At 66.6% G+C, this 18,945-nt stretch carries 14 protein-coding genes and 1 pseudogene; 9 read left to right on the top strand and 6 right to left on the bottom strand.

Going from position 1 to position 18,945, the window contains the following annotated elements:
* Nucleotides 1-116, top strand: a pseudogene (locus KNW02_RS20980) (IS200/IS605 family transposase); the annotation flags it as partial.
* A gap of 154 nt (nucleotides 117-270) precedes the next feature.
* Here KNW02_RS20980 and glyS read toward each other — a convergent pair.
* From glyS to KNW02_RS18380, 3 genes are read right to left on the bottom strand one after another with little or no spacing between them, the layout of a single operon-like run.
* Nucleotides 271-2,418 carry a glycine--tRNA ligase subunit beta gene (gene glyS / locus KNW02_RS18390; protein WP_216034677.1) on the bottom strand — a complete coding sequence of 716 codons (2,148 nt, stop codon included), beginning with the start codon at nucleotides 2,416-2,418 and terminating at the stop codon, nucleotides 271-273.
* On the bottom strand, nucleotides 2,418-2,900 hold the full coding sequence (locus KNW02_RS18385) for a DUF6446 family protein (RefSeq protein ID WP_216034676.1): 483 nt from the start codon (nucleotides 2,898-2,900) through the stop codon (nucleotides 2,418-2,420). The genes glyS and KNW02_RS18385 overlap by 1 nt, the downstream gene beginning before the upstream one ends.
* Nucleotides 2,897-3,823, bottom strand: coding sequence for a glycine--tRNA ligase subunit alpha (locus KNW02_RS18380; RefSeq protein WP_216034675.1), 927 nt, complete (start codon nucleotides 3,821-3,823; stop codon nucleotides 2,897-2,899). Before KNW02_RS18380 ends, KNW02_RS18385 begins: the two co-directional genes overlap by 4 nt.
* 119 nt (nucleotides 3,824-3,942) lie before the next feature.
* Between KNW02_RS18380 and KNW02_RS18375 the strand changes: the two genes are divergently transcribed.
* The 5 genes from KNW02_RS18375 (at nucleotide 3,943) to KNW02_RS18360 (ending at nucleotide 9,988) form a co-directional block, all read left to right on the top strand.
* Entirely contained in the window at nucleotides 3,943-5,274 is a 1,332-nt protein-coding gene (locus tag KNW02_RS18375; RefSeq protein WP_216034674.1) for a peptidoglycan-binding domain-containing protein, read from the top strand.
* Nucleotides 5,275-5,471: 197 nt separating this feature from the next.
* Complete coding sequence (locus KNW02_RS21235) at nucleotides 5,472-6,074, top strand: HAD family hydrolase (RefSeq protein WP_348524781.1); 603 nt, start codon at nucleotides 5,472-5,474, stop codon at nucleotides 6,072-6,074.
* Complete coding sequence (locus KNW02_RS21230) at nucleotides 6,071-6,445, top strand: HAD family hydrolase (protein ID WP_348524779.1); 375 nt, start codon at nucleotides 6,071-6,073, stop codon at nucleotides 6,443-6,445. Before KNW02_RS21235 ends, KNW02_RS21230 begins: the two co-directional genes overlap by 4 nt.
* A gap of 187 nt (nucleotides 6,446-6,632) precedes the next feature.
* A complete protein-coding gene (locus tag KNW02_RS18365) occupies nucleotides 6,633-7,781 on the top strand; it encodes an RsmB/NOP family class I SAM-dependent RNA methyltransferase (protein WP_216034673.1) in 1,149 nt (382 codons plus the stop codon).
* Nucleotides 7,782-7,867: 86 nt separating this feature from the next.
* Nucleotides 7,868-9,988 (top strand): ATP-binding protein, encoded by a 2,121-nt coding sequence (locus tag KNW02_RS18360; RefSeq protein ID WP_252734084.1) that lies wholly within the window; start codon nucleotides 7,868-7,870, stop codon nucleotides 9,986-9,988.
* A 30-nt stretch (nucleotides 9,989-10,018) separates the two neighbouring features.
* On the opposite strand, the gene KNW02_RS18355 is transcribed toward KNW02_RS18360, so the two are convergent.
* Entirely contained in the window at nucleotides 10,019-10,603 is a 585-nt protein-coding gene (locus KNW02_RS18355) for a sulfotransferase family 2 domain-containing protein (RefSeq protein WP_216034671.1), read from the bottom strand.
* 257 nt (nucleotides 10,604-10,860) lie between these two features.
* Between KNW02_RS18355 and recA the strand changes: the two genes are divergently transcribed.
* The 3 genes from recA to KNW02_RS18340 all read left to right on the top strand — a co-directional run bounded on the left by recA (nucleotide 10,861) and on the right by KNW02_RS18340 (nucleotide 15,116).
* The gene (gene recA, locus KNW02_RS18350) at nucleotides 10,861-11,934 is read left to right on the top strand and encodes a recombinase RecA (protein WP_216034670.1); all 1,074 of its coding nucleotides are present in this window, start codon (nucleotides 10,861-10,863) and stop codon (nucleotides 11,932-11,934) included.
* Between the two features lie 231 nt (nucleotides 11,935-12,165).
* The gene (gene alaS / locus KNW02_RS18345) at nucleotides 12,166-14,823 is read left to right on the top strand and encodes an alanine--tRNA ligase (protein ID WP_216034669.1); all 2,658 of its coding nucleotides are present in this window, start codon (nucleotides 12,166-12,168) and stop codon (nucleotides 14,821-14,823) included.
* The gene (locus KNW02_RS18340) at nucleotides 14,820-15,116 is read left to right on the top strand and encodes a DUF1330 domain-containing protein (RefSeq protein ID WP_216034668.1); all 297 of its coding nucleotides are present in this window, start codon (nucleotides 14,820-14,822) and stop codon (nucleotides 15,114-15,116) included. Before alaS ends, KNW02_RS18340 begins: the two co-directional genes overlap by 4 nt.
* A gap of 37 nt (nucleotides 15,117-15,153) precedes the next feature.
* Here the strand turns inward: KNW02_RS18340 and KNW02_RS18335 are convergent, their stop codons facing one another.
* Both KNW02_RS18335 and KNW02_RS18330 read right to left on the bottom strand, forming a co-directional pair.
* A complete protein-coding gene (locus KNW02_RS18335; RefSeq protein ID WP_216034667.1) occupies nucleotides 15,154-16,185 on the bottom strand; it encodes a LacI family DNA-binding transcriptional regulator in 1,032 nt (343 codons plus the stop codon).
* A gap of 2 nt (nucleotides 16,186-16,187) precedes the next feature.
* Entirely contained in the window at nucleotides 16,188-18,635 is a 2,448-nt protein-coding gene (locus tag KNW02_RS18330) for a beta-mannosidase (protein ID WP_216034666.1), read from the bottom strand.
* Between the last annotated feature and the right edge of the window lie 310 nt (nucleotides 18,636-18,945).

Genomic DNA, 18,945 nt, shown 5'->3' with positions numbered 1-18,945 from the left:
GGCGGTTCTGGGCCCGCGGATATTTCTCGACAACCTCGGGCAATGTCACCGACGACATCATACTTCAGTATCTGGAACTGCATGGAAAACGGGATGCTACCGGCGTCAGCCGGTAGTGGTTCACTTCACCCGATGGTCCCCTCGGGGTGATTCGCCGGGATCCCGCCCGGTTTCCGGTTGGTCCCGAGGGGCCGCAATCCCCAAGGCCACCGGCCCGATCCGGCGGGGCCGGTCGCAGGGTGCTTCCGTCGGGCGTGGCCCGCTGGTCCGTCAGCCCTCGATGCGGGTGAAATCGGCGATCTGGCGGCCGGCTGCGCGGATGCGGGACAGCAGGTTCAGGCGGTTGCGGCGGACGATCTGGTTGTCGGTATTGACCTGCACCGCCTCGAAGAAGGCGTCGATGGGCGCGCGCAGCCCGGCGATGGCGCTCATGGCGGCGGGGAAGTCCTCGGCGGCGATGGCGGCGCCGATCGCCGGTTCGGCCTGGTCGAGGGCGGCGAAAAGGGCGCGTTCCTCATCGGTTTCGGCGAATTTCACGTCGGCGCCAAAGCTGTATTCGACGCCGTCCTTGTCCTCGGCTTCAAACACCGTTTTGCTTACCATGTTCATTGAGCGCTTTAGTCCCTGAACAAGATCTTCACCGTCAGGGCCCTTCAGAAAATCTTGCAGTGCCCTAGTGCAGTTCACCACCAGCACGAGATCGTCATTGCCGGGCTGGGCAAGGACCGCGTCGATGATGTCGTGGCGGATGCCCTGATCGCGGAGATAGACCTTAAGGCGGTCGTAAATGAAGGCGAGGAGGTTCTCAGGTTTGCTGTCGGAATAGCTTCTAGAACGCGAACCTGAACGTGATCCACTCCGGCTAATACCTTCACCGGCCTGATACTCTTGATGATCGCGAATACAGCTTCTCAAGAGCTCTTTCAGATCGAAGCGGACTCGATTTTCGAGTACCAACCGAATAACCCCCAACGCCGCCCGACGCAGCGCAAAGGGGTCCTTCGAGCCGGTGGGCTTTTCGTCAATCGCCCAGAAGCCGGTCAGCGTGTCGATCTTGTCGGCCAGCGCGACCGCGACCGAGACCGGCGCGGTCGGCACCGCGTCCGAGGGGCCAAGCGGCGAATAGTGGTCGCAGGCGGCGTCGGCCACCGCCTCGGGCTTGCCGGCCTCAAGCGCGTAATAGCGGCCCATGATGCCTTGCAGTTCGGGAAACTCGCCCACCATGGCGCTGCGCAGGTCAAGCTTCGCAAGGCGCGCGGCTTCCTCGGCCTGATCGGGATCGGCGCCGACCAGGGGCGCGATCTCGCGCGCCAGTGCCGCGATGCGGGCGATGCGGTCGGCCTGGCTGCCCAGCTTGTTGTGGAAGGTGACGGCTTTCAGGCCCTCGGCCCAGGCCTTCATGCCCGCCTTAACCTCGCGCAGGTCGTTTTCATAGAAGAAGGCCGCGTCCGACAGGCGCGCGGCCAGCACGCGCTGGTTGCCGGCAAGGATCGTCGCGCCGTCGTCCGGCGTCTCGATATTGGCGACGGTGACGAAGCCCTCGATCCGGCCGGTCTTCAGGTTCCGGGCCGAGAAGAATTTCTGGTGTTCCTTCATCGAGGTCTGCAGCACCTCGGGCGGCAGGTCGAGGAAACGCGCCTCGATCACCCCCATCAGCGGCACCGGCCATTCGACCAGCCCCGCGACCTCGGACAGAAGCCCGTCATCGGGGACGATCTGCCAGCCGCGCGCGAAGGCGAGGTTCTCGGCCTGACTGCGGATCTCGGCCGCGCGCTCGGCCGGGTCCAGCATGACGCGGGCGCGGCGCAGCTTCGCGGCATAATCCTCGAACCCGGTCACCACGAAGGCGTCGGGGGCCATGAAGCGGTGGCCGCGCGTGGTGTTGCCCGCGGTGAGGCCGTCGATCGCCAGGGGCACGGTGGTCGCGCCGGCCTCGTCGGTCAGGATGCAGAGGATCGAATGCAGCGGGCGCACCCAACGCAGCGATCCCGCGCCCCACCGCATGGATTTGGGCCAGGGGAAGTTGCGGATGGTCGCCTCGAGCACCTCGGCCACGATGTCGGCGGCGGGGCGGCCGGGGCGGGTGATGGTGGCGAACCAGACCTGGCCCTTCTTGTCGTCGTGGGCTTCCAGTTGATCCTTGGTCAGCCCGGTCGCGCGCAGGAACCCCTCCAGCGCCTGTTCGGGGGCATCGGTGCGCGGACCCTTGCGTTCCTCGCGCGTGGTCGGGCTTTGGGCGGTCAGCCCCTCGACCGTCAGGGTCAGGCGGCGCGGGGTCGAGAAGGCGCCGGCCGAGGCATAGGTCAGCCCGGCCTCGACCAGCCCGTCGGTGATCAGGCGTTGCAGATCGGCGCGGGCGCGGGGCTGCATCCGGGCGGGGATTTCCTCGGAGAAAAGTTCGATCAGCAGATCGGGCATTATTCGATGACCTTCTTTTCTTCGGCGTTTTCGTTCAGCTGATGCCAGGCGAAGCCCCGTCCGTCGGGATATACGGCGATAACGCGATCGACGCCCGGGCGGATTTCGGCCTGCGACAGGAAGGCCTCGGCGGCACCGGATTCCAGATCGCGGCCGACGCCCTTGGCGGAATAGCACTGGAACCAGTTCGGGCCGATCAGCGGGGTCGGGCCGGGATAGGGCCGGGCATCCGCCAGCGCGGCCGGATCGACGGTGAAGCAGGCGCGATAGCGCAGGGGCGAACTGTCGGCGTCGATGCCCTTGAAATCGCCGATCCGGATCGGCCGCGTGCTGCCGTCCTGGGTGGTCAGCAGCAGCGATTCCGCGCCCGCCAGTTCGTCGATTTCCTCGTAATAGCCATAGACCTGCAGGTAATAGACCGCAAGCGCGGTCAGCACGGCCGAGAGGATCAGAAACGAGACCGCGATCTTGCCCTGGCTCATGCCGCGGCCTCCTGCGCGGCGGCGGTGGTGACGAACAGGTCGGCGCAGGCCTTGGCCAGCGCCCGGACCCGGCCGATATAGGCCTGCCGCTCGGTCACGCTGATGACGCCGCGCGCGTCCAGCAGGTTGAAGATATGACTGGCCTTGATGCACTGGTCATAGGCGGGATGGGCCATCGGGATATGGCGGCCGGCGCTGTCCTCGGCCGCGGCGGCAAGGATGCGCGCGCATTCGGCCTCGGCATCCTCGAAATGCCGGAACAGCGTCGCGGTCTCGGCCTGGTCGAAGTTCCAGCGCGAATATTCCTGTTCGGTCTGCCGGAAGATGTCGCCATAGCTGAGCGGGGTGGGGCTGTCAGGGTCGTTGAAGGGCATGTCCATGACATGCTCGACCCCCAGCACATACATGGCCAGCCGTTCGAGGCCATAGGTCAGCTCGCCCGAAACCGGCTTGCAGTCATGGCCACCGACCTGCTGGAAATAGGTGAACTGGCTCACCTCCATGCCGTCGCACCAGACCTCCCAGCCCAGACCCCAGGCGCCCAGCGTCGGGCTTTCCCAGTCGTCCTCGACGAAGCGGACATCGTGGATCATCGGGTCGAGGCCGATCGCCTTGAGGCTGCCCAGATACAGGTCCTGCAGATCGGGCGGCGAGGGTTTGATGATCACCTGGTATTGATAATAATGCTGCAGCCGGTTCGGGTTCTCGCCATAGCGGCCGTCGGTCGGGCGGCGCGAGGGCTGGACATAGGCCGCAGCCCAGGCCCGCCCGCCAAGCGCACGCAGCGTCGTGGCCGGGTGAAAGGTGCCGGCGCCGACCTCCATGTCATAGGGCTGAAGGATGGCACAGCCCTGCGCCGCCCAGTAGCTCTGCAGGCGCAGGATCACGTCCTGAAAACTGCGGGGTCGGTTGGGGCTGGTCATGGTGCCATCCTTTTGGCTAGATCAGACGATGCTTTGGTGCCTTCTAGGCAGGGCGTGGGACAGGGTCAATAAAGGCCCCGGGGGACGGCGCCCCGGAGCGACCCGAAAAGGAGTAGGCGATGCGGCGGTTGGCTTTCTTGGTTGTGGCGGCGGGTTTGCCGGTTGCGGGGTTCGCGCAGGATGCGGTGATCCGCATCGAGGCCAAGCGCGGCCAGGATGCCGCGACCGAGGCCGCTACGGGCTGGGGCGAACGGTTCGACAACGTGGTGACCTTTCCGCTGGCCCGGGGCTGGGTGGCGATCGGCCTCGGGCCGCTGAACCCGGCCGAGGCCGAGGCGCGGATGGCCGAGTTGAAGCAGGCCGGCCAGATCCCCGCCGACAGTTTCGTCGCGGTGCCGGGCGGCGGCGTGGCGCTGAGCCCGGTCGCGGCCCAGCCCGCCCCGGCGACCGATGCCGCGGCCCCGGCGGCGCCGGAGGAGGCCGGGGCCGCACCCGTTGCGGCCCCGGCCGCGCCGCCCGCGCCGGGCACCCATATCCGCCTCGAATCGCTGCAATCCCGAGCCGAGGCCGAGGCGGCGTTGCAGACTTGGCGGCAGACCTTCCCCGAGGCCGGCCTGTGGGAGATGCCGGGCAACTGGTATGCGGTGACGCTTGGGCCCATGGCAGAGGGGACGGCGCAGGCCTGGCTGGCGGCCTTCAAGGCCAGCGGCAACGTGCCGCGCGATGCCTTTACCTCGGATGCCGCCGATCTCGGCCAGGCGCTCGACGCCGGCGCGGCACCCGATCTGCCGGCGCCGGGCGAGGCCGCGCCGATGCCGCCGCTGGACGAGGTTCAGCGCGCCCTGCGTTGGGCGGGGTATTACGATGGCGAGATCGACGGCAAATCCGGGCCGCAGACGCGCGAAGCGATTGCCGCCGGGGTGGCGGCGCTGCGCCTTTCACCGGATGGTGGCGCGGCGATGCGTGGGCTTATCGGGCAGCGCGGCGAATGGCGCACGCAGATGGGTCTGACCGCCCTGCGCGACGAGGCAACCGGGCTGTCGCTCAATGCACCGATGGACCGGCTGCAATTCGACCGGGCCGAGCGCGCGCTGTCGATCTATGCACCGAAGGATGGTTCGGGGGCGGCGCTGATCCTGTTCAGCCAGCCGGGCGGACAGCAGGAACTGCTGGACCTGTCGGGGCTGGTCACGGCGCTTGGCTGGGTGCCGCAGCCTCAGCGGAGCATCGAGCGTGGCCATGTGCTGCTGGAGGGCGCGAATGCCAGTCACATCGGCCGGGCCGAGGGCTGGGTGCGCGACGGCCGGGCCGAGGGCTTTGTGCTGATCTGGCCCGCGGACGATCCCGAGAACCAGTCACGCATCGCGGCCGACATGTCCGACAGCTTCACCCGCTTTGCCCCGGCCGCCAATGATGCCGCCGCGGCCGCCGCGGCTCCGGTCCAGCCATAGGGCATCGCCGGAGGAGGGCGGGGCAATTTCAACAGGTTGCGATCTGAAGTGTTCTGAAGGCAGGGGAGGATCGGCCCGTTGGTAACCTTCGCCCCCGTATCGCTGCGGCACGGCATGACCGCCTTCACATGTCCGCACGGGATCACCGGTGGGCGACCCGGGCGGTTCCGTGGCACCAATTCTCAAGGGAGACGACCATGCGCCCCGTTCTGATGGCTGCCTTGCTTTGCGCCACCGCGATCCCGGCATTTGCGGATCCCCTGCCATCCTGGAACGACACGGAAACCAAGGCCGCGATCATCGATTTCGTCGAGATGGTCACCGATTCCGCCTCGGAGAATTTCGTGCCGCAGCAGGACCGCATCGCCACCTTCGACAATGACGGCACGCTCTGGTCCGAGCAGCCGGCCTATTTCCAGCTGCTCTATGCCCTGGACCGGCTGAGGCAGAAGGCTGCGGCCGATCCCTCGATCCTCGGCTCGGACGTGCTGAAGGCCGCCGGTGCGGGCGACATGGAAGGAGTGCTGGCCGGCGGCGAAGCGGGGCTTCTGGAAATTCTTGGCGCCTCGCATGCCGATATCGCGGTCGAGGCGTTTCAGGCCGATGTCAGCGACTGGGCGGCCACCGCCCGGCATCCCGACAGCGGGCTGAACTATGCAGGCATGACCTTCCAGCCGATGCTCGAACTGCTCAGCTATCTGCGTGACGAGGGCTTTACGACCTATATCGTGTCGGGCGGCAGATACATTTCATCCGCGCGATCGCGCAGGAGGCCTATAACATCCCGCCCGAGCAGGTGATCGGCAGCGAGGGCCGAACCACCTATGAGGAGGTTGATGGCGAGATGGTGTTGATGAAGCGTGGCGGCCTTGAATTCTATGACGACAAGGAGGGCAAGCCCGTCGGCATCGACCGCCATATCGGCAAGCGCCCGATCTTCGTCGGCGGCAATTCCGACGGCGATTTCCAGATGCTGGAATATGCGACCGAGGGCGACGGGCCGGGCCTCGGGCTGATCGTGCATCACACCGATGCCGCGCGTGAATATGCTTATGACCGCGAGGGTTACATCGGTGTTCTGGATCGTGGCCTTGATGAGGCGTCTCAACGCGGCTGGCTGGTGGTCGACATGGCGCAGGACTGGAAGACGGTATGGACGGGTAGGCAGTGAGGACCGGCGCCGGTGCCGGATCGGCCGGGTCCCTGCGCGGATCGAGAGAGACGCGGGCGGATAACGGCCAACCATGCGGTAATGCGCGATCCGGGGGGCAGGAGGGTGGTCGTTTGAGACAGGTGGTCTGGCCCGGTGGCATCGGTGCGGGCGATATCGGGGGCGACTGGCGCCGCGGGGCGGCGGCATGACGCCCGCTGCCCGGATGGCGGCGGCGATCGGGGTTCTGGATCGCGTGCTGGGCGGCCTGCCGGCGGAACAGGCCCTGCTGCGCTGGTCCCGGGCCAGCCGCTTTGCCGGCTCGGGCGACCGGGCGGCTGTCCGCGATCTGGTCTATGACGCCCTGCGTCGGCGCAACAGCCTGGCGGCGCGTGGCGGCAGCCTCAGCGGACGGGGGCTGATGATCGGGCATCTGCGCGATGCGGGCCTCGACACGGGCGCCGTCTTTACCGGGCAGGGGCATGCCCCCTTGCCGCTGACCGAGGATGAACTGGGCGCCGGTCACGACGGTGAGGTTCCGGACCTGCCGGACTGGCTGTTGCCGCACTGGCGGGATGCCCTGGGCGAACGTGCCGATCAGGTGGCGCGGGCCATGGGGCAGCGGGCGCCGGTCTGGTTGCGCGTCAATCCCCTGCGCGGCAGCGTGACGGATGCCATCGATCTGCTGGCCGCCGAGGGGATCGAGATCCGGCAGGATGCGCGGCTGGCCACGGCCCTCTGCGTAACCTCGGGCGAGCGTCGTGTGGCGCAGTCGCGGCCCTATCGCGACGGCCTTGTCGAGTTGCAGGATCTTTCGCCCCAACTTGCCTGTGCGCAGCTGCCGCTGGCCGCAGGCGACCGGGTTCTGGACTTTTGCGCGGGCGGTGGCGGCAAGACCCTTGCCGTGGCCGGACGGCAGGCCGGGCTGCGCCTGTTCGCGCATGATGCCGACCCGGGCCGGATGCGGGATCTGCCGCTTCGCGCCGAACGTGCCGGGGTCGATGTGGAACCGATGCAACACCCGCAGGGCCATTTCGATCTGGTGATCGCGGATGTTCCCTGTTCGGGATCCGGCACCTGGCGGCGCAGCCCGGATGCGAAATGGCGGCTGACACCGGAGGCCCTTGCCGCGCTGATCGCAACGCAGGCAGGCATCCTCGGGCGGACGGCCGGGCTGGTCTCGCCGGGCGGGCATCTGGCCTATATGACCTGCTCGGTTCTGGACGAGGAGAACGACCTGCAGATCGACGCCTTCCTGGCCCGACACGCGGCCTTTTCCCGGGTCGCGCGATATCTGTGGACCCCGATCGAGGCCGGAGACGGTTTCTTCCTGTCGCTTTTGCGCCGGGCCGCGTGATGCGGGCCCTGCAGAGGCGACTTAACCCTATCTTAAGCAGTCTCGGGATATCTGCCGGGGAAAGACCTCGCAGAAGGGCGATTCGCATGGCGCATTGGGACGAATACATGGGGCTTCCGCGCGGTGCCCTGTCGGCGTTGCCGCTGTTGTTGCTGCCAACGTTTGTCGGGGCGGTTCTGCTGATGGTTCTGCCCGGTGCCGGGGCGGGCAGGGCGGCGATCCTGTTCTCGACCGTGGCGGTCGCCTGGTATCTTCTGGGCGGGGCCATCTCGCTCAGCCACGGGTTGCGCCGGATCGCGGGCCGGCGGGCCCTGGCGGCGATCCGTGGCGAGGTGGCGGCCGCGCCCGAACCGGTCTGGATCTGCGACCCGGATGGTCTGGTGATGTTCCAGAACCGTTCCGCGGGCGAGAGTTTCGACGACATCACCGGGCAGCACATGCTGACCCTGCTGGCCCGCCTGCGCGCCGATGCCGAGCATGACCTGGCCAGCCTGACCGAACGCGCGCTGCGCCATGGATGCGCCGAGCTGGAACTGGAAGGCGGCGATGTCCTGGCGCTGAGCCGCGCCTCGGACGCGCCGCTGCAGGTCTGGTCCTATCACCGCGCGGGCGACCGCGTCGACGGCATCGACATGGCCATGGCGCTGGAAGACCAGCAGGCCCAGGACGATTTCGAGGCGATGCCGGTGGCCCTGCTGCGCCTGGCGCCGGATGGCCATATCCGAGGCGCCAACGGTGCCGCTCGGCAGCTTCTGGGGGGCGAGCTTGCGGGCGAGGGCCGGCAGGTGCATCTGGGCAGCCTGCTGGACGGGCCGGGCCGGCCGGTCGGCGACTGGATCGCGGATACCTGCGCCGGGCGTGCCGATGGCCGGGCCGAGATGCTGCGGCTGAAGACCTGCCGCACCCGCCTGATCGAACCGACTGCCGACCGGCATTTCCAGGTATCGCTTGCGCCGGATATGACCGAGGGGAACGGTCTGATCGCCGTTCTGACCGATGCCAGCGCGCTGAAGACGCTGGAGGCGCAATTCGTCCAGAGCCAGAAGATGCAGGCGATCGGACAGTTGGCGGGCGGGGTGGCGCATGATTTCAACAACCTGCTGACGGCGATCAGCGGCCATTGCGACCTGCTGATGCTGCGTCACGACAAGGGCCATCCGGACTATGCCGATCTCGACCAGATCAGCCAGAATGCCAATCGCGCGGCGGCGCTGGTCGGCCAGCTTCTGGCCTTTTCACGCAAGCAGACGCTGAGGCTGGAGACGCTAGATCTGCGCGATACGCTGGCCGATCTGACCCATCTTCTCAATCGTCTCGTCGGTGAGCGTGTCGGCCTGACCATCACGCACGAACCCGCGCTGAGCCCGATCCGGGCCGACAAGCGTCAGCTGGAGCAGGTGATCATGAACCTTGTCGTAAACGCGCGCGACGCGATGCCCGAAGGTGGCGACATTGCCATCAACACCGGCAACCTGCGGCTGAGCGAGCCGGCGCGGCGTGACCGTGTGGTCTTGCCGAAGGGCGATTATGTCTGTGTCAGCGTCCGCGACGAGGGGTGCGGGATCGCGGCGGAAAACCGCGACAAGATCTTCGAGCCCTTCTTCACCACCAAGCGCACGGGCGAGGGGACCGGGCTGGGGCTTTCGACCGCTTACGGGATCGTCAAGCAGACCGGCGGCTATATCTTCTGCGACAGCGAGCCCGGCCGGGGAACCTGCTTCTCGCTGATCTTCCCCGCCCATGCCCATGTCGAGCCGGCCGTTGCCGCGCCGGCCGTCCAACCTGTCCAGGTGATCGACACGCGCCGGCAGGAACGCCAGGCGACGGTGCTTCTGGTCGAGGACGAGGCGCCGGTCCGCGCGTTTGCCGCGCGCGCACTTCGGTTGAAGGGCTACGAGGTCTGCGAGGCCGACAGCGCCGAGCAGGCGCTGGATCTCCTGGCCGACAGCCGGCTCAGGATCGATGTCTTCGTCACCGATGTGGTCATGCCGGGCATGGACGGACCCAGCTGGGTGCGCACCGCGCTGAAGGATCGGCCGGGAACGCGGGTGGTGTTCATGTCGGGCTATACCGAGGATATCTTTGGCGAGGGCCACGCGCCGGTGCCCGGATCGCTGTTTCTGGCGAAGCCGTTCACGCTGGCCGAACTGACCCAATCGGTCGAACGGCAGCTGGCGGGGGGCGGCGGAGGCTCGACCCTGCACTGACGCCCTGCCCGCCTGGCGGGCAGCCCGTGATCAGATCGAGGCGTAAAGCGCCGTATCCTCGGCCAGCCGTTGCCGAAGCATCGCCTCCGCTTCCGGCGGCAGGTCGACATTGACGGCGGGAGGGACGTTGATCCGCGGCAGTTCGATGGCGCAATCCAGCCGGTCTTCGAGGAAGGTCACGAAGGACGCCATGTCCTCATAGCGGAAAATGCGGTCCACCCGCGCGCTGCCATCGGTCAGAAACCCCGACTGGGTTCCGATCATCGTTTCGCGCGGGCCGTCGGGCGTCGCATAGTCGCGGGCAAAGCTGGCGAAGCTGACCCCTTCCATCCGGTGCAGGGGATCCTCGTGATCGTCGCGCAGCTTGAAACGGTACCAGCTGCGCAGCCAGTCGACCGGCTCGCGCATCAGCGCGACGGTCGTGAACGCCTCGCCTGTCTGGGCATGAAGCCACGGCCCGACATGGCGGCGATAGGCCGAGATATCGGTGTGTTTCAGGGCGGCGGGCCGCTGGATCGAGGCTGAGGCGAGCGACTCCAGGGCCACTTCGACCGCGGTCGAGCCGGCCTTCGGCGTTGCCAGGAATACCAGCCTGTGATCCCAGAAAATCAACATGTTCGGATCGTCCCGTTGCGGTCCCGCCGGCACATGCAGCGGGCGGGGCGCCTCATATCGGTCGCCTGCGGCGATGTAAACGCTTTGTTAAGCGATTCGATGCGACGATGGTGTCGCGGCTCATGCCCGGTCAGGCGATTCCGGCTTGCAAAACCCGGCCGGATCCCGCATCAAGGCGTGAGAACAAGAAGCGAACATCTTGTCGGACCCGGCAGATTGTCCTGCCCCGATGGCTGTGAAATAAGGGTGAGGATCACATGGCACAGGCGAGCATTTTCGACATGAACGACAAACGCAGCGCGGACAGGCAGAAGGCGCTGGACAGCGCGCTGGCGCAGATCGAGCGGCAATTCGGCAAGGGCTCGATCATGAAGCTGGGCAAGGACAGCCCGGTGACCGAGATCGAGGCGACCTCGACCGGCTCGCTGGGGCTGGATATCGCCCTGGGGATCGGCGGCTTGCCGAAAGGCCGGATCGTCGAGATTTACGGCCCCGAAAGCAGCGGCAAGACCACACTGACCCTGCATGCCGTGGCCGAGGAACAGAAGAAGGGCGGGGTCTGTGCCTTCGTCGATGCCGAACACGCGCTGGATCCGCAATATGCGCGCAAGCTGGGCGTCGATCTGGACGAATTGCTGATTTCGCAGCCCGACACCGGCGAGCAGGCGCTGGAGATCGTCGATACGCTGGTCCGTTCGGGCGCGGTCAGCATGGTGGTGGTCGATTCGGTCGCCGCCCTGACACCCAAATCCGAGATCGAGGGTGACATGGGCGATCATCAGGTCGGGGCCCAGGCCCGGCTGATGAGCCAGGCGATGCGCAAGCTGACCGCCAGCATCGGGCGGTCGAACTGCATGGTGATCTTCATCAACCAGATCCGCATGAAGATCGGGGTGATGTTCGGCAATCCCGAGACGACCTCGGGCGGCAATGCACTGAAGTTCTATGCCTCGGTGCGGCTGGACATCCGCCGCACGGGTGCGATCAAGGATCGCGACGAGGTGATCGGCAACACCACGCGGGTGAAGGTAGTGAAGAACAAAGTGGCGCCGCCCTTCCGGCAGGTCGAATTCGACATCATGTATGGCGAGGGGATCAGCAAGGTCGGCGAGTTGATCGATCTCGGCGTGAAGGCCGGCGTGGTCGAGAAATCGGGCGCCTGGTATTCCTATGGCGACGAACGCATCGGCCAGGGGCGCGAGAACGCCAAGCAGTATCTGCGCGACCATCCGGATGTGGCCTATGCGATCGAGGACAAGATCCGCGCCAGCCACGGGCTTGATTTCGGCGCGGATGACAGCACCGCTGAGGATGCGCTGACCGAGGAGTGACGCGCGCCGGATCGGCAGGCAGATGGCGCGCCGGGATCCGTTCCCGGCGCGCGCGCATTTCCGGGTGGGGTCGTGCATCGCCAGTGCCGGGCAGGGTTCCTGCAAGGAAGGACGGCCCGGCCGCGCTGACCTCCCCTCGGATTGCTGGACAGCCGCAGCCGCTGGGGCTAGACCGGACGCCATGCCGGCGATCGCCGGATTTCCGCAACGATCCTGCGATGAAGGCCCGAGATGCCCAGCCTCAACGATATCCGATCCACCTTTCTCGGCTATTTCGAGAAGAACGGCCACCGCGTGGTCGACAGCAGCCCCCTGGTGCCGCGCAACGACCCGACGCTGATGTTCACCAATTCGGGCATGGTGCAGTTCAAGAACCTGTTCACCGGCCTCGAGACGCGCGACTATACCCGCGCGACCACCTCGCAGAAATGCGTGCGCGCGGGCGGCAAGCACAACGATCTGGACAATGTCGGCTATACCGCCCGGCATCACACCTTCTTCGAGATGCTGGGGAATTTCAGCTTTGGCGACTATTTCAAGGAACAGGCGATCCCCTATGCCTGGGAGTTGCTGACCCGCGATTTCGACATTCCCAAGGACCGGCTGCTGGTCACGATCTATCACACCGACGACGAGGCGGCGGCGATCTGGAAGAAGGTCGCGGGCCTGCCCGACGAGCGGATCATCCGCATCCCGACCAGCGACAATTTCTGGCAGATGGGGCCGACCGGCCCCTGCGGCCCCTGCACCGAGATCTTCTATGACCACGGCGACCATATCTGGGGCGGGCCTCCGGGGTCGCCGGACGAGGACGGCGACCGGTTCATCGAGATCTGGAACCTCGTCTTCATGCAGAACGAGCAGTTCGAGGACGGCTCGATGCGGGCGCTGGACATGCAGTCGATCGACACCGGCATGGGGCTGGAGCGGATCGGCGCGCTGCTGCAGGGCAAGCATGACAATTACGACACCGACCTGATGCGCAGCCTGATCGAGGCCAGCGCCGATGCCACCAGTAGCGATCCCGACGGGCCGGGCAAGGTGCATCACCGGGTCATTGCCGACCATCTGCGCTCGACCAGCTTCCTGATCGCGGATGGGGTCATGCCCTCGAACGAGGGTCGGGGTTACGTGCTGCGGCGGATCATGCGCCGGGCGATGCGGCACGCGCATATGCTGGGCGCGCAGGACCCGGTCATGCACCGGTTGGTGCCGGCGCTGGTGCGCAAGATGGGCGCGGCCTATCCGGAACTGGGCCGGGCGCAGCCGCTGATCGAGGAAACCCTGCGCAGCGAGGAAACCCGCTTCCGCCAGACCCTGGACCGCGGTTTGCGGCTGCTGGATGACGAGCTTGCCCGACTGCCCGAGGGCGCCGATCTGCCTGGCGAGGCGGCCTTCAAGCTGTACGACACCTACGGCTTCCCGCTGGATCTGACACAGGATGCGCTGCGCGAGAAGGGCCGGGCGGTCGAGACGGCCGGTTTCGATGCCGCGATGGCCGAGCAGAAGGCCAAGGCGCGTGCGGCCTGGGCTGGCAGCGGCGAGACCAAGGATGCCGCGATCTGGTACGATCTGGCCGAAAAGCACGGCGCGACCGAGTTTCTGGGCTATGACAGCGAAGAGGCCGAGGGCCAGATCCTGTCACTGGTGCGCGACGGCGCCGAGATTGCCGAGGCGAAGGACGGCGATAGCATCCAGATCGTGGTGAACCAGTCGCCCTTCTACGCCGAATCCGGCGGGCAGGTGGGCGACACCGGCCTGATCCGGACCGAGACCGGGGCGGCGCGCGTCACCGATACCAGGAAGGTGGCGGGCGTGTTCGTGCATATGGCCGAGGTCACGCTGGGCAGGCTTGGCCGCGGGCAGGGGGCGCAGCTTTCGGTCGATCACGAACGCCGCGGCATGATCCGCGCCAACCACTCGGCCACCCATCTGATGCACGAGGCGCTGCGCCGGACGCTGGGCGAGCATGTCGCGCAGCGTGGCAGCCTGAACGCGCCCGACCGCCTGCGGTTCGACTTCAGCCATAACCATGCGGTGACGGCCGAGGAACTGTCGAGGATCGAGGCGGAGGTGAATGATTTCATTCGCCAGAATGCGCCTGTCGAGACGCGGATCATGACCCCGGACGATGCCCGCGCCATCGGCGCGCAGGCGCTGTTCGGTGAGAAATATGGCGAAGAGGTGCGGGTCGTCTCGATGGGGCGGCAGGGCAATTCCGGCAAGGGCGGCGATGGCCAGACCTATTCGATCGAACTGTGCGGCGGCACCCATGTCGCGCGGACCGGCGATATCGGCGCCTTTGCGTTGCTGGGCGACAGCGCGTCCAGCGCCGGGGTGCGGCGGATCGAGGCGCTGACCGGACAGGCGGCGATGGCGCATCTGCGTGAGGCCGACCGGCAACTGGGCGAGATCGCGGGCATCCTGAAGGCGCAGGCTGGCGATATCGTGAACCGGGTTCGCGCCATGGCGGATGAGCGCAAGACGCTGGCCAATGAGGTCGCGCAGCTGAAGCGGCAACTGGCCATGGGCGGCGGCGGCGAGGCGCAGCCCAAGGAGATCGGCGGCGTGAAGTTCATCGGCCGCAGGGTCGAGGGCGTCAGCGGCAAGGAACTTGGTCCGCTGGTCGACGAGATGAAGGCGCAGTTGGGCAGCGGCGCGGTTCTGGTGCTTGCCGAGGCCGAGGGCAAGGCGACCGTTGCGGCGGGGGTGACACCGGATCTGACCGGGCGGATCAGCGCGGTGGCGCTGGTGCAGGCGGCGACGGCCGCGCTTGGCGGAAAAGGCGGCGGCGGCCGTCCCGACCGCGCGCAGGGCGGGGCGCCCAGTCTGGCCGCCGCCGACAGCGCCATTGCCGAAGTCGAAAAACTGATCGGAGAGACCGCATGACCGCACTTTGGATTGCCCATGTGACCGTGACCGATGCCGAGGCCTATGGCCGCTATGCACAGGCGGCCGGGCCGGCGATTGCCGCGCATGGCGGGGTGTTCCTTGCCCGCGGCGGGCGCTTTCAGCAGATGGAGGGACAGGAGCGTCCCCGCAACGTGGTCGCGCGCTTTCCCAGCTTCGAGGCGGCGGTCGATTGCTATAACAGCAGCGAATATCAGGCCGCGCTTGCCCATGCCAAGGGCGCGTCCGAGCGTGATCTGGTGATCGTCGAGGAAACCCCGTCCGCGGCATGAGCCAAAGGGCCTGACCACGGCCGGCAAAGGCGCCGGTTCAGAACGCCGCGTTCGGTCGTTCGGTCGTGATCAGGTTGGTCTGGACCAGTTTCTGGCAGGCCCCGATCGGGCTTCTCTCGATACGGCTCAGCAGCAGATCGGCCAGTTGCCATCCCGCCTGCTGGCGCGAGTAATGCGAGCTGTGGACCCTGGTCGCGACATAGTTGGCAAGATTGGTGCCTGATCGCAGCGAAAAGCCGATCCGGTTCGCACCGGCGCCCAGATGGTCACGGACTCCGGCGCGGGTCCCGAGGAAGGCCAGTTCGTTCACACAGAGAAAGGCATCGGCGCCGCGGTCGATCAGCGGCCCGGCGGCACGTCGGGCGACGTCGGGCGCGATTTCGGTATGATGGCGCAGCGCCGGATCGGGTTCCAGCCCATGGTCGCGCAGGGCACGCTCATATCCCCGGATGCGCTGGCGCACGAAGGTAAAGCGGGGATCGCCGTCGATCATGGCAATGCGCCGATGACCGTCGCGCAACAGTGCGTCGGTGCCCTGCCAGGCGGCGAATTCGTTGTCGATGTCGAACCAGGGATGATCCGGCAGCAATTCGGCGCGCCCGAAGGCGACGAAGGGAAAATCGGCGTCGAGCAGATATTTCACCCGGTCGTCCTGCAACTCGATATGGTCGAGGATGATCCCGTCGGCCAGCCTGCCGCGCACCACCTCCTGCATCCGCTCGAGCGATTGGTCGCCCTGGCTGACCGGCACGGCGCGGACGGCGTAATCCGTGCCCGCAAAGCGCCGATGGATGCCGTTCAGCAGCCCGATCGAGCCGGAATCGCCGACCTCCTCCTCGTCCGAGAGACCCAGAAAGGCCATGCCCACGAAGGTCTTGCCCGTGCGCAGTTTGGCGCCTTCCAGATTGCGGACATATCCCATCCGGTCGGCGGTTTCGCGCACCCGGCGGATGGTCTCGGCGCTGATCTTGTGGCCGTCCTTCAGCGACCGCGCGACCGTGGTCACCGAGACGCCCATTTCCTGCGCGATGGTCTTCAGGGTGACCGGGCCGCCGTCCTGTTGCGTCATGGTTATCCTTTCAGCACCGTGACCCCCGCCTCCTGCGCCGGCAGATGCGACGTCCGACTGTACTGCGCGGTGAGGACGCGCGGGCGGTCGGGAAGCAGCGTCAAGCAGTTATCCGACCATATTGTATCGCCCCCGTGGTCCCACGTCACCCACAAGGCTGGGCGATCCGTGCTGAGTTCCACCCTGTCGCCGCCATCCTCGGAGATTCCGCGGGCGACGGTGATCTGCGGCGTGCCGAAATCATAGTCCTTCGGGCGTTTCGGAAGGAACTCGTTCTCCCCGGCATGCAGGCCCTGGGCGTCGGTCCAGTCGAAATGCAGGAAGGCGTCCTCGGGGATGCTGCCGGCCGCGAAGCGGGCCACCGGCACGGCGCGGTCGGTGGGGCAGGCCAGGGACCAGTGGCCCAGTTCGGCGATCCCGCCGCCAACCCTGACAGTACGCGCCGCGACCACCAGCGATACGGCGTCGGCCGTGTCATTGACCGCCCAGAGCACGATCTCGCCCGTCCCGGCATCGGGCTGCGCCGTCAGCAGGACCGGCGCGTGAAACCGCCGCGCGACATAGTGCAGCGCCTTCCAGCCGCCGCCATGTTCGAGGCTGGACCAGCTTGCCACCGGCCAGGTGTCGTTCAACTGCCAGTACAGCGTGCCCATGCAGCGCGGCTTGTTGGTGCGCCAGAACTCGATCGCGGTCTTCATGGCCAGCGCCTGGCTGATCTGGCTGAGCCAGGCCATGTCCGCGAAGCCCTCGGGAAAGCGGAAATAGCGCGCCAGGGTCTCGACGATGCGGCTGTTGCCGCCGGGATTGCGCTGATGGATGTCCATGACGCGCGAGGACACGTTGCGGTCCTTGGGCCGGGTAAAGCTCTCGATCACCCGCATCGAGGGGAAGGACTGGAACCCGAATTCCGAGCAGAAGCGCGGGCGCACGCTGCGGTAATGCTCGAAGTCCTTGGCCGAATGCCAGACATCCCAGAAATGCATGTCGCCCGAGGCGTCGTCATGCCAGCCATCGCCGAAATTCAACCGCCCGACCGACGGGCTGGAGGGCCACCAGGGCACATCGGGTGCCTCGTCCTCGATGGCTTCCTCCAGCGCGTGGTTCAGCCGGTCATACATCGCCAGATAGCGGTCGCGGTCGGCCTTGCTTTCGTCGAACCAGTTCAGCGCGCCGACCAGTTCGTTGTCGCCGCACCACAGCGCCAGACAGGGATGCGCGGACAGGCGGCGGATCTGCTGCCGGGCCTCGGCCCGGACGCCGTCCAGCCAGGCGCGGTCTGCCGCCGGGTAGAGGTTGCAGGCGAACATGAAGTCCTGCCAGATCAGCAGCCCGCGTTCCGAGCACATCTCGTAGAACCAGTCGGGTTCATAGCTGCCGCCGCCCCAGACCCGCAGCATGTTCATGTTGGCCTCGACGGCGCTGTCCAGCAGGTCGGCGACCCGGGCCCTGGTGGCGCGCGAGGGCAGGGCGTCGGCGGGGATCCAGTTGGCGCCGCGCATGAAGATCTCGCGTCCGTTTATGCGGAAGGCAAAGCGGTGGCCGGCCTCGTCGGCATCGGTCAGCAGTTCGACCTTGCGCAAGCCGATGCGCAGATGGCGCCGCTGTTTTCCGATGCAGACCTCAAGGTCATACATTTCCTGCGGGCCGTGCCCGGCGGGCCACCACAGGCGCGGATTGTCGATCACGACCGACAGATTGACCCGGTTCTCACCGGGCCAGAGCCGCAGGTCGGTCACCACCTCCTGCCCGTCGATCCGCAGGATGGCCAGGGTCTCGACCGGACGCGCGGCATGGGCGACCAGATCGATATCCAGGCAGACGCCGTCATCCTCGTGATGCTGGCGGATCATCACATCGTCCAGTCGCAGCGGATCGGTGCGGCGCAGCAGGATGCCGCCGTGAATGCCGACGGGGCTCAGTGCTATGTTCCAGTCCCAGCCGGCATCGCATTGCGGCTTGCGCAGGAAATTGTAATGCGGAAGCCGGTTGTTCCAGAAGATATGCGGCACGGGGAAGGGGAATTCCGCGGCCATCCGCGCGGCCTCGGCCGAGTTTGACAGGAACCAAATCGACAGCCGGTTGCGTCCGGCGACCAATGCCCCGGTCACGTCAAGGTCGTGGCGCAGGAAGCGGTTGCCCAACCGCCCGACCTCATGTCCGTTCAGCGTCACCACGGCCTGACAGTCCACCCCCTCGAGGGTCAGGCTGTAGCGGCTGCCGGCGGGCGCGGTGAGGTCGAATTCACGCTCGGCCAGCCAGTCGCTTTCATGGATCCAGTCAAGGTCTGATTCGCGGTCCCGCCAATAGGGATCCTCGATCAGCCCGGCGGCCAGAAGGGCGGAATGGATGTCGCCCGGAAAGTCGATGGACAGCCGCTCATCGCCGTTCAGGCGTGACAGGCTCCATCCGGTATCCAGATTCAGGTCGGTCATGGTGGCGTGCATGGTCATGTGTTTCCCTCCACTGGATATCATCGGGACGGTTGGGTTTCACGGTCGATGGACGGTGCCGGGCCGTAGCCATCGGGAAAGTCCGGCCGATCCGGCGGGTGCGCAGTCGGTTTAACGATAAACCTGCATACAGCCATTGCCCGATTCGCTTCAACAGAAAGGTGCATCGTTAAACCAGAAAGATTGATTTTCCATGTATCGGATACAAACCACCGGCTTTCAGCCGGTCCGCTTCAGCGTTTTTGTCGATGATCTCCTCTCCCGGATTTGAAGCCGCCAGAGGCGGTATGGCTTCAAATCCGGGAGAGGA

Source organism: Paracoccus marinaquae, from assembly GCF_018860165.1.
GTDB lineage: Bacteria > Pseudomonadota > Alphaproteobacteria > Rhodobacterales > Rhodobacteraceae > Paracoccus > Paracoccus marinaquae.
The sequence above is the reverse complement of the archived record's forward strand: the minus strand, read 5'-3'. Positions and strand labels throughout refer to the sequence as shown.